11 protein-coding genes are annotated in these 16056 nt (G+C 68.3%); 6 read left to right on the top strand and 5 right to left on the bottom strand.

Translation table 11 applies throughout. From position 1 onward, the window contains the following. Nucleotides 1-25: 25 nt before the first annotated feature. From ACYU7L_RS12615 to ACYU7L_RS12605, 3 genes are all read left to right on the top strand, one after another. Complete coding sequence (locus ACYU7L_RS12615) at nucleotides 26-2410, top strand: heavy metal translocating P-type ATPase (protein ID WP_460797082.1); 2385 nt, start codon at nucleotides 26-28, stop codon at nucleotides 2408-2410. Continuing rightward, nucleotides 2407-4956, top strand: a complete 2550-nt coding sequence (locus tag ACYU7L_RS12610; protein ID WP_460797079.1) for a heavy metal translocating P-type ATPase — start codon at nucleotides 2407-2409, stop codon at nucleotides 4954-4956. The genes ACYU7L_RS12615 and ACYU7L_RS12610 overlap by 4 nt, the downstream gene beginning before the upstream one ends. A gap of 95 nt (nucleotides 4957-5051) precedes the next feature. After that, nucleotides 5052-5642 carry a DUF305 domain-containing protein gene (locus ACYU7L_RS12605; protein ID WP_460797077.1) on the top strand — a complete coding sequence of 197 codons (591 nt, stop codon included), beginning with the start codon at nucleotides 5052-5054 and terminating at the stop codon, nucleotides 5640-5642. Between the two features lie 1321 nt (nucleotides 5643-6963). Here the strand turns inward: ACYU7L_RS12605 and ACYU7L_RS12600 are convergent. Continuing rightward, nucleotides 6964-7743 (bottom strand): GTP pyrophosphokinase, encoded by a 780-nt coding sequence (locus ACYU7L_RS12600; RefSeq protein ID WP_460797074.1) that lies wholly within the window; start codon nucleotides 7741-7743, stop codon nucleotides 6964-6966. Nucleotides 7744-7915: 172 nt separating this feature from the next. On the opposite strand from ACYU7L_RS12600, the gene ACYU7L_RS12595 reads away from it, so the two are divergent. Further along, nucleotides 7916-9202 carry a sensor histidine kinase gene (locus tag ACYU7L_RS12595; protein WP_460797072.1) on the top strand — a complete coding sequence of 429 codons (1287 nt, stop codon included), beginning with the start codon at nucleotides 7916-7918 and terminating at the stop codon, nucleotides 9200-9202. Here the strand turns inward: ACYU7L_RS12595 and ACYU7L_RS12590 are convergent. From ACYU7L_RS12590 to ACYU7L_RS12575, 4 genes are read right to left on the bottom strand one after another with little or no spacing between them, the layout of a single operon-like run. Further along, nucleotides 9161-10681 (bottom strand): acyl-CoA synthetase, encoded by a 1521-nt coding sequence (locus ACYU7L_RS12590; RefSeq protein WP_460797070.1) that lies wholly within the window; start codon nucleotides 10679-10681, stop codon nucleotides 9161-9163. The two genes, ACYU7L_RS12595 and ACYU7L_RS12590, sit on opposite strands and share 42 nt — an antisense overlap. Then, entirely contained in the window at nucleotides 10681-11754 is a 1074-nt protein-coding gene (locus ACYU7L_RS12585; RefSeq protein WP_460797068.1) for a phosphotransferase family protein, read from the bottom strand. Before ACYU7L_RS12585 ends, ACYU7L_RS12590 begins: the two co-directional genes overlap by 1 nt. Continuing rightward, on the bottom strand, nucleotides 11751-12530 hold the full coding sequence (locus tag ACYU7L_RS12580) for an enoyl-CoA hydratase-related protein (protein ID WP_460797066.1): 780 nt from the start codon (nucleotides 12528-12530) through the stop codon (nucleotides 11751-11753). Before ACYU7L_RS12580 ends, ACYU7L_RS12585 begins: the two co-directional genes overlap by 4 nt. Next, nucleotides 12527-13564, bottom strand: a complete 1038-nt coding sequence (locus tag ACYU7L_RS12575) for an LLM class flavin-dependent oxidoreductase (RefSeq protein ID WP_460797064.1) — start codon at nucleotides 13562-13564, stop codon at nucleotides 12527-12529. Before ACYU7L_RS12575 ends, ACYU7L_RS12580 begins: the two co-directional genes overlap by 4 nt. An 80-nt stretch (nucleotides 13565-13644) precedes the next feature. Here ACYU7L_RS12575 and ACYU7L_RS12570 point away from each other — a divergent pair, with 80 nt between their 5' ends. Then, nucleotides 13645-14916 carry an FAS1-like dehydratase domain-containing protein gene (locus ACYU7L_RS12570; protein ID WP_460797061.1) on the top strand — a complete coding sequence of 424 codons (1272 nt, stop codon included), beginning with the start codon at nucleotides 13645-13647 and terminating at the stop codon, nucleotides 14914-14916. A 16-nt stretch (nucleotides 14917-14932) separates the two neighbouring features. Continuing rightward, the gene (locus ACYU7L_RS12565) at nucleotides 14933-16036 is read left to right on the top strand and encodes an NADH:flavin oxidoreductase (protein ID WP_460797059.1); all 1104 of its coding nucleotides are present in this window, start codon (nucleotides 14933-14935) and stop codon (nucleotides 16034-16036) included. The last annotated feature ends 20 nt before the right edge of the window (nucleotides 16037-16056 follow it).

Here is a 16056-nt window from a genome sequence, read left to right as displayed (position 1 = left end):
TCCTAGCCGGGCAGGAGAGAAGTCGATGACCAAGCACACGACCACCCATCAGTCTGTTGGCGCCACGAACGGGCCCGGCGAGCCCACCAGCCAGGTCGAGCTGTCGATCACCGGGATGACCTGCGCATCGTGCGCTGCCCGCATCGAGAAGAAGCTGAACAAGCTCGACGGGGTCACCGCCTCGGTGAACTACGCCACCGAGAAGGCGCGCGTCACCTACCCCTCCACTGTCGTACCCGAGGATCTCGTCTCGGTCGTCGAGGCCACCGGCTACGCCGCAACACTGCGCCAAGCGCCCTCCACCACTGGACCGGACACATCACCCGGCTCCACGGGGTCAGGCGCTGAGATCCACGAAGGGGAGGACGCGCGCGCCCACGAGGCAGCCGGCTGGTGGCAACGGCTGTGGATCTCCGCGGTGCTCGCTGCGCCGGTGCTCGCAATGAGCATGATCCCCGCCCTGCAGTTCGACAACTGGCAATGGCTCTCCTTGACCCTGGCGTCCCCCGTCGTGGTGTGGGGCGCCTGGCCCTTCCACCAGGCTGCGGTGAAGAATGCCCGCCACGGCGCCGCCACCATGGACACCCTGATCTCCGTCGGGGTCACCGCCGCCTACCTGTGGTCACTATGGGCGCTGCTGTTCACCCACGCCGGGATGACCGGGATGCGGATGGAGTTCGAGCTCCTTCCCGACCCCGGCTCCACCGAGCCGCACATCTACCTCGAGGTCGCTGCCGCGGTCACCGCCTTCATCATCGCCGGCCGGTACTTCGAGGCCCGGGCCAAGCGGCAGTCGGGTGCCGCGCTGCGGGCGCTGCTCGACATGGGCGCCAAAGACGTCGCGGTATTCCGCGACGGACCCGACGGGGCTGTAGAACAGCGGATCCCCATCGGCCAGCTCACCGTCGGGGACGTGTTCGTCGTCCGCCCGGGGGAGAAGATCGCCACCGACGGCGTCGTCGACTCAGGAACCTCCGCAGTAGACGCCTCCATGCTCACCGGCGAACCAGTCCCCGTCGAGGTCGGGCCCGGAGACCCGGTCGTGGGAGCCACCGTGAACGCCGGCGGCCGCCTCCACGTCCGCGCGACCCGCGTCGGCGCCGATACCCAGCTGGCTCAGATGGCACGCCTCGTCGAGGACGCCCAGTCCGGGAAGGCCGCGGTGCAGCGGCTCGCCGACCGCGTCTCAGCCGTGTTCGTGCCCGTCGTCATCGCGATCTCGCTCGCCACCCTCACCGGATGGCTGCTCACCGGGCACTCCGCCACGGCCGCGTTCACTGCCGCCGTCGCGGTCCTGATCATCGCCTGCCCGTGCGCCCTGGGCCTTGCCACCCCCACCGCACTGCTGGTCGGGACCGGCCGCGGCGCCCAGCTCGGCATCCTGATCAAAGGTCCCGAGATGCTCGAGTCCACCCGCGTCGTCGACACCATCGTGCTGGACAAGACCGGAACCGTCACCACCGGCAAGATGACACTGGTCGACGCCATCACCTCCCCCACCACCTCGCCCGAGGAGCTGCTGCGGCTGGCCGGCGCCCTCGAGAACGCCTCCGAGCACCCCATCGCCGAGGCCATCGCCGCCGGCGCAGCCGAACGCACCGGCCACCGCCTTCCCGCGGTCGAGAGCTTCGCCTCCACCCCCGGGCTCGGAGTCGCCGGCGTCGTCGAGGGTCACGCCGTCGTCGCAGGCCGTCCCCGCTGGCTGCACAGCGAGTGGGCGATGCCACTCGACGACACCCTCGCCACCGCCGTGACCGCGGCGCAGGAGCAGGGAAAGACCGCGATCGTCGTCGGCTGGGACGGCGAGGCCCGAGGCGTCGTCGTCGTGGCCGACACCGTGAAGCCCACCAGCCGACAGGCAATCGCAGAACTCCGCGAGCTCGGACTGCGCCCAGTGCTGCTCACCGGCGACAACGAGCGCGCCGCGCGTGCGGTCGCGGCCGAGGTCGGGATCGAAGAAGTCATCGCCGAGGTGCTGCCCGAAGAGAAGGTCGACGTCGTGCGCCGCCTCCAGGCCGAGGGGCGCGTCGTGGCCATGGTCGGGGACGGCACCAACGACAGCCCCGCGCTCGCCGCAGCCGATCTCGGCATCGCGATGGGCACCGGCACCGATGTCGCGATCGAGGCATCCGACCTGACCCTAGTACGCGGCGACCTGCGCGCCGCGGTCGACGCCATCCGCCTCTCCCGGCGCACCCTGACGGTCATCAAGTCCAACCTGGCGTTCGCATTCGTCTACAACGTCGCCGCAATCCCGCTGGCCGCCTTCGGGCTGCTCAACCCCCTCATCGCCGGCGCCGCCATGGCCGCCTCCTCGGTATCGGTCGTCTCCAACAGCCTGCGACTACGCCGCTTCCAAGCCGTCTCCACCACCGACACCCCGCTGCCCCGACAGGAGGGCACCCCATGAGTCGCGACCAGCAACACCAGCACACACAACACGGCTCCCACGGACCCGACACCCACATCCATCCCGACCAGCCCGGACTCGACTCAAGTCCCCCGCAGCACGCAGCCCACGGCCACCACCAGGCACCGGACGGCACGACGACAGCCGTCCTCGAGGTCGGCGGACTGCACTGGGCGACCAGCCGCACCGTCATCGAGAACGTGCTGGGCCGAGACCCGGGCGTCGTGGCCGTCGAAGCCAACCCCATCGCACAGACCGCGACCGTCACCTACGACCCAGCTCGCACCGACCTCATCCAGCTGCGCTCCTGGATCCGCGAATGCGGCTACCACTGCGCCGGCCAGTCGGTCCCCAGCCACACCTGCGACCCGATGGCCGAGCCCACCGGACACCGCCACGACAGCGCACACGACGACTCCCAGACCCCAGCTGCACACCACGCACACCCGGCGGCCGCCACGCCGACCGCCTCACCGCACGACGCGATGGGCCACGGGGGTCACGGGTCGATGTCGATGGCCGACATGGTCCGCGACATGCGCAACCGGTTCCTGGTAGCGCTGCTCTTCACAATCCCGATCTCGCTGTACTCCCCGATGGGCCGCGACATGCTCGGGTTCACCACGTCCGCTCCGTTCGCGATGCGCGACGACGTGTTCGCGCTGCTGCTGTCGCTACCGGTTGTCTTCTACTCCGGCTGGATCTTCTTCGACGGCGCCTACCGGGCGCTCAAGGCCCGCACCCTGGACATGATGGTGCTGGTCGCGGTCGCGATCGGCGCCGGCTGGCTGTACTCGCTCGCCGTGACCCTCACCGGAGAGGGTGAGGTCTTCTACGAGGCCGCCGCGATGCTCACCGTGTTCGTGCTGCTCGGCCACTGGTTCGAGATGCGCGCCCGCGGTGGCGCCAACGACGCCATCCGAACCCTCCTCGACCTCGCCCCACCCCAGGCGCTGGTCCTCCGAGACGGCGAGACAATCGAGGTCCCCTCCTCCGAGGTCTCGGTCGGCGACCTGCTGCTGGTGCGCCCCGGCGCGAAGATCGCCGTCGACGGAATCGTCGAAGAGGGCGAGTCCGAGATCGACGAGTCAATGGTGACCGGGGAATCCATGCCGGTGACCAAGCGACCCGGAGACCAGGTCATCGGCGCCACGGTCAACGCCACCGGCACCCTGCGCGTGCGCGCCTCCAAAGTCGGCTCCGACACCGCCCTCGCGCAGATCGTCGCCCTGGTGCAACAGGCGCAGAACTCCAAGGCCCCCGGCCAGAAGCTCGCCGACAAGGCCGCCTTCTGGCTGGTCCTGGTCGCCCTCGTGGGCGGGATCGGCACCTTCGCTGCCTGGTCGATCGCCGGCGCCTCGGTCGCTACCGCGCTCCTGTTCGCGATCACGGTCGTCGTGATCACCTGCCCCGACGCCCTCGGCCTCGCCACCCCGACCGCGATCATGGTCGGCTCCGGGCTCGGCGCGAAACGCGGCATCCTGTTCAAGAACGCCACCGCCATCGAAACCGCAGCGAAGCTCACCACCGTGGTGTTCGACAAGACCGGCACCCTGACCCGAGGCGAGCCCGAAGTCACCGACGTAGTGCTCGCCCCCTCCCCCACCACCATTGACCAATACACGCTCCTTGCGCTCGCGGCCGCCGTCGAGCGGGAGTCCGAGCACCCGCTGGCCCAAGCGATCGTGGACTACGCACAAGCCCAAGACGTTCGGGAACTGCGAGCCACCGAGTTCCGCAACGTCGCCGGACACGGCGCCGTCGCGACGGTCGACAAGCACCGCGTCGCGATCGGCAACCGCCGCCTCATGGACGCCGAAGGAGCCGCCCTCGACGACCTCGCCGAGCGCCGCGGAGAGCTCGCAGCCTCCGGCAAGACCGCCGTCATGGTCGCCGTCGACGGGCAAGCCGTCGCCGTGATTGGGATCGCCGACGCGATCCGCCCCACCTCCGCGGCTGCTGTCGCCGCGCTGCACGACGTGGGGGTCGAGGTCGTGATGCTCACCGGCGACAACACCGCAACCGCGCAACGCATCGCCGACGTCCTGGGGATCGACACGGTCATCGCCGAAGTCCTCCCCGAGGACAAGGCCGACCACATCGCCCGATTGCAGGCCCAGGGCAAACGCGTCGCGCACGTCGGGGACGGAGTCAACGACGCCCCGGCGCTCGCCACCGCCGACCTCGGCATCGCCATCGGCGCCGGCACCGACGTCGCCATCGAGACCGCCGACGTGGTCCTGATGCGCTCCGACCCCCTCGACGTCCCCACTGCGCTCACCATCGGCAAAGGAACCCGCCGCAAGGAACTGCAGTCCCTGTGGTGGGCGATCTCCTACAACGCGATCGCCCTGCCCATCGCAGCAGGAGTCTTCGAGCCCGCCTTCGGGCTCACCCTCCGACCCGAGATCGCCGCACTCTCGATGTCCGGATCCAGCTTCCTCGTCGCCGTCAACGCCCTTCTCCTCAAGCGCCTCCGACTGCCCCAACAACCACCGTCCCCGCGATCCGAACCGGCGACCCGCCCGCTAGCGCCCACCCCCTGAAGCAACGGCAAACACCCCGACCTTCCCGATCTGCCTACCGCGACGACCCGACCCGACATCCGACCATCACCCCCACCAGACCTGAGGAGAGAACCATGAAGAAGACCACGAAGAGGATCCTCGCCCCCATCGGGCTCGTACTCGCCGGCACGCTGCTCGCCGCCTGCGGCACCGACGACGACGGCAACGACAACAGCGACGCCGCCACCTTCAACGACGCCGACATCACCTTCGCGCAGGGCATGATCCCCCACCACGAGCAAGCCGTCGAGATGGCACAGCAGGCCACCGACCAGGCCGAGAGCACGGAAGTGAAGGACCTCGCCGCGAAGATCGAGGAAGCTCAGGCCCCCGAGATCGAGCAACTCACCGCCTGGCTGGAGGAGTGGGACGCCGACGTCCCTTCCACAGGCATGGACCACGGCGACATGGGTCACGGCGACGCCGAGTCGGGCATGTCCGGAATGATGACCGAAGAGGACATGGACAAACTCGAGGGAACGAACGGATCAGCCTTCGACCAGATGTTCCTCGAGATGATGATCGAACACCACCGGGGGGCCGTCAGCATGGCAAAGACCGAGGTCGCCGACGGGAAGAACGCCGACGCCATCGACATGGCCGAGGAGATCATCACCACCCAGAACGACGAGATCGAACAGATGGAACGGCTCCTTGGCTCGTGACGCGGCGTCGCACAAAGCCACCTATGCGCTCGGAATGGAAGGCGTGACGCATAGGCAGAGCGAGTGCTCACGTGGCCCGCACAGTCATCGGCGTGAACATTGCTTCCCTCAGCCCGTGGGGTTGCTCCTCCGACTGCGGCGACCCGCCATCACGGCCGCTTGGACGCGTGCATCACCAAAGCGTCCAAGGCGAGGCGAGCGCGTGATCGACCCAACACCCCTCGGCCCACGCGACGCTGATCCGCACGGCGAGACCGCCGTCAGCAGCATAGATCCGCGACCGATAGACCCGATGCCTGACCGATAGGCCCGATGCCTGTGTGAGACCGGTTAGCCACGAGCTGGCTTGGGTTGGCCCGGTGGTGCCACGTCGAGCGTGAGAGCCCGGCCATCGCCAACACGCCTGACGTTGTGATCCGCTCTGCACGCTCAGCTCGGCGACCGGGTCGTTCTCGGGGCTCAGGAATCGAATGGATCGCTCGTCGTCGGGACCTCGTCCACTCGTCGCGTGCAAGAGCCCGAAGATCAGCCGCGCCCCCTCGTCTGGTGAGGCCAGCGCTCATGCGCATCTCGGCTGCCTGATCGTTGACAACGCCCCTGACTGAAGTCGTACGGCTGGTGCGCCGCACCCGTGAGTTGTAGCCCATGCAGAGACCCGCTCGTTTTGAACCTTCAGCCACGGGGGCGCACGGTTCAAATCCTCGACGCGACGAAACCGGAGTTCATGCAGGTCAGGGAAGCGTCGTCAGTCTCGTAAGTCGGCCCATTGCCGATTCCTCAGCACGTTTTCGGGGCATAAACGCGACATACGCCGAAAGTAGTTCAAATTGAAAACCGCCTCCGGCCTGCGTTTCCGCAGGTCAGAGGCGGTTCTTCGGTCGGGCTGACAGGATTTGAACCTGCGACCCCTTGGCCCACACCGCATGGTGACTGCGACTTATGGCCACTTGCATCTTCTTGACCTGTTGCGCCCTGACCTGCGAAAACACTCACACTTCGGGCGTTTACATCGCTTCCCCATCGAGCTGATGCGACTGGGATTGATCTCTTGGGCCGACGTTTTCGCGACATAAGCGCGACACGGCTCGAATCTCGTTTGCAGGGCAAAGTCCCGCCCGACGAGTTCCAGCCCATGCCCCTGGTCACAGGGTACTTCGACGATGAGCGAACCGGACTTCATCGTCGAGAGGGCATCGTCGGTCACGACATCGAGAGCTCCGTGGCAGGCGACGCCGAGTGGTCGCCCAGGGTTCATCGAGACGTTGAGAGCCACTGGGGGCGTCTGCAGCACCCGAGCCAATCGCTGCTCCCAGCGGAGGGCCTAGTGACCTGTGGCGGGCCGTCGGGCGCTCGAGACGAAGTTCAAGAAGTCACGTACGGTCTGGTCGGCGATGACGTCGCGCCCCAGGGCTGGGTCGGCGAGCTCGTGGACCTCGATGGAAAGGCGCTCCATTTCACGGTCCAGCTCGGCGGCCGTGGTCGCCGCTTGCCGCAGGCCGTCGCTTAGCCGAGACGGCACAGCGTGGTCGTACTTGTAGAAGATCTTGTGTTCAAGGCTTGCCCAGAAGTCCTGCGCAATGGTCCGGAACTGCATCTCGACGGGGACGGAGACGGTCTCACCCGAGAGGAACACCGGGACCTCGACGATCGCGTGCAGTGAGCGGTATCCGCTCGTCTTCGGAGTGGCGATGTAGTCCTTGAGCTCGATCAGCTGGACATCGGCTTGGCGGCACAGCATCTCCTGCACGCGGTACACATCGCTGGTGAAGCTACACACCACCCGAACCCCAGCGATGTCGCGGATCCCGTCGCGTAACTCGCCCAGATTGGGTCCACACCCCTGTCTGCGGGCCTTGGACAGCACGCTCTCAGGCGTCTTCAGACGGGTGACGATGTGCTCGATCGGGTTGTAGCTGTGTAGGAGCTTGAACTCCTCCTGCAGGATCGCGACCTTGGTCTCGATCTCCTTGATGGCGAACTGATACGTCGCCATGAACTTGGTCAGGTCCCTGCGCGCCGTATTCAGATTCGTCAGCAGCTCGGCGAATTCGGGAGAGTCTTCCACCGACTCCCGCGAGGCATGCTCACCTGCGTCGCCCACCGTTGCAGGCTACACCCCGCAGACATTAGGGCTCTCGTCATGGTCAAGTGCCGGGTCACTTCTGCCGACTAGTCTGACATTGCAGCGGAGGAGAGCCACGCATGGAACTGATTGGGGCTATCGCCCACCACTGGCACCGACGCGCCCCCATGCCGCGCTGCGGCATCCGCCGGTGAGGGACGACGAGGAGCGCGACGCTCGTCGGCTGACAGAGCTCCAGCGCTATCTCCAACCCGACGCCGCTCAGCAGCAGGTTCTGCAGACCGTCGTGGACATTGCGGCACTCATGGCGGGGGTGCCCATGGCCGCGGTCAACCTGATGACCGACACGCAGCAGCTCAGCATCGCCACTGTGGGTATCCCCACCGGTGTCTGCGATCGCGACGACGCGATGTGCAACGTCGCCATCGTGCAGGACAGTTCCATCATCACCAACGACGCCAGTCGCGACCCCCGCTTCTCGGAGCACCCCGCTGTGGACGGCACCCTGTCCAGCATCCGGTTCTATGCCGCACATCCGCTGCGCACCGACACCGGGACGGTGATCGGCACGCTGTGCGTGTTCGACACTCGCCCGCACACCCTGACGTCGGAGCAGCAACGGGCCCTTGCCGGACTCGCGGACCGGGTCGTCGAGCACTTCGAGCTGGAGCACCGCACCCGCCAGCTGCAGGACCTCACTGAGGAGCTGCAGACCTCCTTGAAGCAACTAAGCGCCACCGAGCAGCGCCTGCAGCGCTCCAACGAACGTCTGGCTGCCTTCGCAGGTCAGGTCACTCACGATCTCAACAATCCGCTGACCGCCATCTCCATGTCGCTCGACATGCTCGGTGAGCACCTCGAGACCCTCGAACCCAGAGACGAGACAGCACAGTTCCTGACTCAGCGCGCACATCATGCGGCAGCCAGGATGCAGACGATGGTTCAGGACGTCCTTACCTACGCTCGGTCAGGCGGAGCTCGAGTGGACCTCAGCCGTGTCGATCTGAGAGAGACCGTCGCCGCGGTCCTCGAGGATCTCGCTGCCCCGCTCGCCGACGCGGAGGTGACGGTGGGTCACCTGCCGGTCGTCGAGGGCGATCCGGTCCAGCTGCGAGTCGCGCTTCAGAACCTGGTCAGCAATGCGGCCAAGTTCACCTCCGCTGGCCAGCGACCGCGTATCCGGGTCACTGCCACGCCCGAGATCCAGCAGGACGAGGTGACCGTCGCAGTGATCGACCATGGCATCGGCATCGCGGCCGCGGACCGCGATCGAGTAGCCACGCCGTTCGTCCGACTCCATGACGACATCGACGGCAGCGGCATCGGCTTGGCCACCGTCAAGCGGATCCTCGAGGCGCACGGACGGCACCTCGAGATCACCGAGACCGCTGGTGGCGGGACCACCGTGTCCTTCCGTCTCAGCGCCGCACCGACGTCAGCTCAACAGGTTCCGCTTGAGGACCTTCCCGCTCGGTAGGCGAGGGAACTCGTCGAGGAAGTCGACGGTGCGTGGCGCCTTGTAGTGCGCAACCCGCTCCCGGGCGAACGCGATCAGCTCGGCCGCCAACGCCTCACCGGCCGCAGCCGGATCCGCGGGCTGGACCACGGCGTGCACAGCCTGGCCGAACTCGTCGTCCGGCACCCCGATCACGGCGATGTCCGCCACGGCGGGGTGGGCGATCAGCGCGTCCTCGACCTCGCGGGGATAGATGTTGACCCCGCCGGAGAGGATCAGATCGGTACGTCGGTCGGCGAGGTAGAGGAACCCGTCGGCGTCGACCCGGCCCACGTCGCCGAGCGTGGTCCAGCCTCGCTCATCCCAGGCACTGGCGGTCTTGGCGGCATCGTCGTGGTACTCGAAGCGAGGGGTCTCGCTGAACCACACCGTGCCGATCTCCCCGACTTCGAGCTCGCGGCCCTCGTCGTCACAGATGTGCACGTTGCCGATCAATGGGCGCCCCACCGAACCGGGATGCTCGAGCCACGTCGCGGAGTCGATCATGAAGAAGCCGGTGCCCTCAGAGCCCGCGTAGAACTCGACCAGCTTGGGTCCGAGCCAGTCGATCATCCGCTGCTTGACCTCCACGGGGCACGGCGCACCGGCATGCACGACGACCCGCAGAGAGCTCACGTCGTAGAGAGCGCGCACCTTGTCCTCGAGCTTCAGCATCCGCACGAACATCGTCGGGACGAACTGCGCGTGCGTGACTCGGTGGAGCTCGACCAGCTCGAGTGCGTGGGCGGCCTCGAAGCGCTCCATCACCACGACCGTGCCGCCGTTGCGGATCGTTCCGAGCGACCAGCCGAGCGGCGCCGCGTGATAGAGCGGGCCAGGGCTCAGGTAGACACTGTCCCGACCGAAGCCGAAGGCGTTCGCCATCATGTGATCGATGGTGATGCCGGTCCCGAACGGCGCCCCGCTCAGGGCCGGAAGGATGCCCTTGGGCCGGCCCGTGGTGCCGGAGGAGTAGAGCATGTAGTAGCCCTCGACCTCGGTGTCGAGCGGCGAGGTGGGAGCCTCGGCGGTCAGATCCTCCAGGCGCCGCGTTCCCTCCGGCTCCTCCCCCGCCGGCACGCCGACCACGAGCCGCATGACTGGCCGCGAGGCATTGGCCACGGTGTGTGCCGCGACCTCCTCGAGGGAGGACGACGACACCAGCACGGTCGCCTCGCAATTGTCGACGATGTAGGCCGCCTCGTCGGCGGTGAGGTGCCAGTTGACCGGGGTGTAGAACAGCCCGGAGCGTTGCGCCGCCCACACGACCGGGAAGAGCTCCAGCTGGTTCTCCATCAGGATCGCGATGTGATCCCCGGGGCGCAGCCCCAGGTCCTGCAGCACGTGCGCGACCTGGTTGGACTGCTCCTCGAGCTCGAGATAGCTCAAGCTGGCTCCGCAAGACCCCATCACGATGGCACGCTTGCGACCGAGCTCGGCCGCCAGGCTCGTCAGGTGCATCAGCCGATCCTCTCGCCTGAAGCGTCCAGGGCCGTGTGTGCTCTCTCGATCATCGGGACCACCAGGCCACCGATGCGGTCGAAGCCGTCACCGACCGTGAGCCCTTGGGTGTGGCGATAGTGGATGCCCTCGCAGATCGCGGCGATCTTGAAGGACGCGAACGCCAGATACCACGAGAGGTCGCCCACGGGGGACGCACGTCGCGCTGCGTAGCGCTCCAGCAGGACCGTGGAGGCCGGGAATCCGGCGTGCTCCCCCGGCACTGCAGCGACCGGGGAGTCGAGCCCTGCGATCCCGTCCCACCACACCGCCATCGTGGCGACGTCGGTCAGGGGGTCCCCCAGGGTCGCCATCTCCCAGTCGAGGACGGCCGCGACCCGGTCGTCGGGTCCCAGCACCACATTGTCCAGGCGGTAGTCGCCATGCACGATCGCGGCCTGGCCACCGGGCACTCCGGCCAGCAGCCGGGTGACCAGACGGTCGAGTCCGGGCAGGTCCCGACTCGTCGACGCCTCCACCTGCTTGACCCAGCGCCGCACCTGGCGCTCGTTGTAGCCCACGGGTCTTCCGAGGTCACCGAGCCCGACGCTGGCGGGGTCCAGCTCGTGCAGGTCGGCGAGGGTGTCGGCGAGAGCGGTGGCCAATGCCCGTCCGCGCTGGGGAGTGATCGCGTCGAGCTGTCCGGCACTGCGCAGGATCTCGCCGTCGGCGAAGTCCATCACGTAGAAGGGGGCTCCGATCACCGAGGCGTCGGCGCAGTGCACCACCATGCCGGGGACCGGGACGGGCGAACCGGCGAGGGCGGACATCACGAGGTACTCGCGGCCGACGTCGTGCGCGGTGGCAAGCACGTGGCCCAGTGGCGGGCGACGCAGCACCCAGGTCCGGGTGCCATCGCTGAGCCGATAGGTGAGGTTCGAGCGCCCACCTGCGATCAGCTCGGAGCGCAGGCTGCCGAGCAGCAGTCCGGGCCGGTGCTCGTCGAGGTATGCCGTCAGGGTTGCCTCGTCCAGGGCTCCGTCAGTGCTGGGCTCCGTTGATCCGTCTCTGGGCGGCTGGGCGGCGTCGGTCATCGGAGGCCTCCGGTCGCGAATTCGGGTGCGCGCTTCGCCACGAAGGCGCGCACGCCCTCGCGTCCGTCGGGGCTGGGGGCGAGCTCACGGATCGAGAGCGTCTCGGCCCGCAGTGCGCGCTCGGGGGCCGGGTCGGCGGTGTCGCGCAGCAGCCTCTTGGTGGCCGCCAAGGCGTCGGCCGGCCCGGTCAGCAGCTTGGCCACCAGGGCGTCGGCGGCGCCGGCGAGCTCCTCGTCGTCGTGGACTCGCGCCACGAGGCCCGCGTCGCGTGCCTCCTCGGCGCTGAGCACGTCGTTGAGCAACGCCATGCGGAGGGCGCGGTGCAGCCCCAGGGAATGGGTGAGCAGGCTGGTGCCGCCGTCCACGCTCAGACCGACGGCGGTGTAGCCGAGGCTGAACTTCGCCGAGCGGGCGGCGAGCACCACGTCCGCGGCGGCCGCGAGCGGCGTGCCGGCGCCGGCTGCGGGACCCTGCACCACCGAGACCACGATCGCGCGGGAGCGGACCAGCTCGCTGACCACGCGGTGCAGTGCGTCGGCTAGGTCGTCGATGTAGCCCCGGACATCGTCGGCCGCGGCGAACGCGCCGAGGTCCCCGCCGACGCTGAAGAATCGCCCGGTGGACGCGAGCACGATGACCCGCGCGCCGTCCCGGTGCGCGCGCTCGACTGCGGCTCCCAGGTCGGCGACCGATGCGGTGTGGAGAGGGTTGCCGCGCTGCGCGTCGTTGAGGGTGATGCGCGCCGCACCGTCGCAGAGCTCGTAGCTCACACTCATGGGGCGATCCCTCCCTGGTGGTCGGCGTGGGAGCCCAACAGCGCCAGGCTGTTGCGGGCGTACGTCGCGCGGCGGCGCTCGCTGGTCAGGAAGGACGGCGGCGCGAGATAGGTGACGTCACGCGCCAGCGAGCCCTCCGCCTGGCGGACGGTGAACTGCTCGCGGGCGTCCGCCGAACTGCCGCAGACGGTGATCGCGCGGAGCATGTCGTCGGTGACGGCGGCGGCCAGCCCGTCCATGTCGCCCTTCTTGAAGGCGACCCTCAGCTGCTCCACCGGCTCGGTCCAGCCGTGCGCCTCGACGAAGGGGTCATAGGTCTTCACGGTCAGGTAGAAGGCCACCATCCGCCGCGCGTCGGCGATCGCGCGTGCCGGGTCGGCGTCGTCGATCGCGGTGATCAGCCAGCCGTGCTCGGCCGGGGCGGGGCGGTCATCGCCCTCAGGCCGGTCAGCCAGGCCCTTGGCCATCGCTGGGCGGACCACGTCGTCCCACCACTGTGCGGTGAAGAGGCCGTGCCCGATGACTCCGTCGGCGACTCGGGCCCCGGCCGCGGCCATGCCCTTGTTGAAGCCGGCGAACAGGATCGGCACCTCGAGCCGGCCGAGCACGGGCGCCTGAACCTTGGCGTCGATTTGGTAGTACTCGCCGTGGTAGACGACCGGCTTGCCGTTCTCGGCATGCAGCCAGGCGCGGATCGCTCCGGCCAGGTCGCTCATCCGCGCCACGGGGCGGTCGGCCTCCACGCCGAACCAGTCGCGGTTGATCGTGTAGGCACCCGAGCCGAGGCCGAGGAACACCCGGCCCGGCGCCTTCTTGCTGAGTGAGCGGGCCGCGGCCGCATGGGCGTACGGCGTGCGCGCGAAGGCGTAGGCGATGGACGTGCCCACGAGGGCATCGGTGGTCTTGTCGACCATGTCGGCCAGCGTCGAGTAGGCCTCGAGGTCGACGAACTCGCCGGTGCAGAAGACCGACACCCCGGCTTCCTCGGCGACGGCTGCTACTTCGGCGCCCGGCCAGGGCATCCCAAACTGCATGTGAGTCCTCCTCGGTATAGATTAATCATATAACTACTTGTAGGCTCGTGTCGATGAGCCCCCGGCAGCAGGAGGAAAGCGTGAGCACCACCGACAGCAGTTCCGCACCGACCGAGAACACCTTCGGCGTGCTCACCGACGACGCCTTCGAGCGGTCCCGCAGGCGCATCGGCATCCCCGAGCGCCCGCTGACGCCGCACAACCACGAGGTGGCGGCCGACAACGTGCGGCATTTCGCGTACGCCTATGGCGACGCGAACCCGCTGTGGTGCGACCCGGACTACGCCAAGAACACGCGCTGGGGGACGCTGATCGCCCCTCCGAACTTCATGTACACGATGGGCGAGAACGCCGCCCCGCCGCTCACCCCCGAGCAGAAGGCCGCGCTGAAGGGCGACCCGTTCGCCGGTCTCGGCTCATACCAGGCGGTGATGGAGTTCGAGTACTACCGTCCCCTCACGCTCGGCGACCGTTGCCAGGTCATCCGTGCCCAGGTCGGCGTGCAGGAGAAGCCCAGCAAGTTCGGCAACCGCACCGCGCACGTGACCAACGACTTCCTCTTCGCCAACGGCGACGGCGAGATCGTCACGATTCAGCGGGGCACCTGGATCAACGCCGAGCGCCACACCTCTCGTGAGAACGCGAAGAAGTCCGACCCGATCGACTTCACCACGCCCTACACCGACGAGCAGCTCGCCGAGATCGACGCTGCCTACGACGCCGAGACGATCCGTGGCGCCGAGCCGCGCTACTGGGAGGACGTCCAGATCGGCGACGAGATCCAGCCGCGCGTCAAGGGCCCGCTCACCACCACGGACGTCGTGGTGTGGCACGTCGGCTGGGGGATGCAGCTCACTCCCCCCGGGGCGTTCGGCATCTCGCGCAAGATCCGCAAGAAAGTGCCCGGCCTCTACCCCCACAACCAGCGCAACATCCCCGACACCGTGCAGCGCCTGCACTGGGAGGCCGAGCGGGCCACCGAGCTGGGCATCCCGATGAACTACGACTATGGCGCCATGCGCGAGACCTGGCTGACCCACGCCGTCACCGACTGGATGGGTGACGACGCCTGGTTGTGGAAGCTGTCGTGCCAGCACCGCAAGTTCAACTACATGGGCGACACCACGTGGATCACCGGCAAGGTCGTCGACAAGCGCGAGGTCACCGACGATCAGGGCACCCGGCACGAGGTCCACCTCGAGCTCGCCTGCACCAACCAGCGTGGCGAGGTCAACAGCCCCGGCACCGCGATCGTCCTGCTCCCGACCCGAGACAGCGCTGTCGAGCTCCCCAAGCCGCCGGCGGAGAGTCTGAGCGACCTGCTCGCCGTCGAGATCGAGCGCTTCGCGTGACAGGCACACTGACCGCGTGAGCGTTCCCGCCCGCCCCGCGCCCGCCATCCCCTTGCCCGGTGCTCCGTTGACGTTCGAGCACGGCCCAGCCTTCGCCAACCGACTCGCCCTGGCGCCCCTGACCAACCTGCAGAGCAACGTCGACGGAACCTTGTCCGACGACGAGCTTGCCTGGCTGGTGCGTCGGGGGGAGGGCGGGTTCGCGATGGTGATGACCTGCGCCGCCCACGTCTCCCCCGAGGGGCAGTGCTTCCCCGGCCAGCTCGCGGCGTACGACGACCGCTTCCTGCCCGGTCTGGCCCGGCTGTCCGATGCCCTGCGTGCCACCGGGACGGTCTCCGTCGTCCAGCTTCAGCACGGTGGACGACGGGGGGCGGCATCGCTGTCCGGTCATGGGCTCGTCGCCCCCTGGGACGACCCGGCGAAGGGTGCCCGGGCACTCACGACCGGAGAGGTGGAGCGCGTCGTCCAGGACTTCGTCGACGCGGCGCTCCGCGTCGAGGCGGCGGGCTTCGACGGAGTCCAGGTGCACGGCGCGCACGGCTATCTGCTGGCCCAGTTCCTCGACGGCCGCAACAACCGGCGCGGCGATCGGTACGGCGGATCGATCGAGAACCGCTTCCGAGTGGTGCACGAGGTCGTGGCGGGCGTCAGGGCTGCGACCGGACCGCGATTCCACGTGGGACTTCGTCTCACTCCAGAGCGCAACGGCATCACGCTGAAGGAGTCGCGCGAGCTGGCCCGGCAGGTGCTGGCCTCCGGTCTGCTCGACCACCTGGACATGTCACTGTGGGACGCGTTCAAGGCGCCCGAGGAGGAGGGCTACGACGGCCTCCTCCTGGACCACTTCACCGACCTGCCCCGGGGTGGGACAAGACTCGGCGTAGCCGGCAGGATCGACAGCGCCGCCGGTGTCCGCTGGTGCCTGGAGCGTGGCGCGGACTTCGTCTCGATCGGCACCGGCGCGATCGTCCACCACGACTTCGCCCGACGCGTCGTGGCCGACCCGGCCTTCCGCAGCACCCCGCAGCCGGTTACCCGCGAGCACCTCGCCGCGGAGTCCGTCGGGCCGGCGTTCGTGGACTACCTCGCCACCCAGTGGGACGACTTCGTCGCCTGACGTCACCCTCAACGAATCCG

This window comes from Nocardioides pacificus (assembly GCF_054775955.1).
Note: the sequence above shows the minus strand (reverse complement) of the source record. Positions and strands in the feature narration are given on the sequence as shown.

Coding starts and splice junctions, on each gene's coding strand:
- ACYU7L_RS12615 (WP_460797082.1), top strand. CDS start 26: ATGACCAAGCACACGACCACCCATCAGTCTGTTGGCGCCACGAACGGG.
- ACYU7L_RS12610 (WP_460797079.1), top strand. CDS start 2,407: ATGAGTCGCGACCAGCAACACCAGCACACACAACACGGCTCCCACGGA.
- ACYU7L_RS12605 (WP_460797077.1), top strand. CDS start 5,052: ATGAAGAAGACCACGAAGAGGATCCTCGCCCCCATCGGGCTCGTACTC.
- ACYU7L_RS12590 (WP_460797070.1), bottom strand. CDS start 10,681: ATGCACCTGACGAGCCTGGCGGCCGAGCTCGGTCGCAAGCGTGCCATC.
- ACYU7L_RS12585 (WP_460797068.1), bottom strand. CDS start 11,754: ATGACCGACGCCGCCCAGCCGCCCAGAGACGGATCAACGGAGCCCAGC.
- ACYU7L_RS12580 (WP_460797066.1), bottom strand. CDS start 12,530: ATGAGTGTGAGCTACGAGCTCTGCGACGGTGCGGCGCGCATCACCCTC.
- ACYU7L_RS12575 (WP_460797064.1), bottom strand. CDS start 13,564: ATGCAGTTTGGGATGCCCTGGCCGGGCGCCGAAGTAGCAGCCGTCGCC.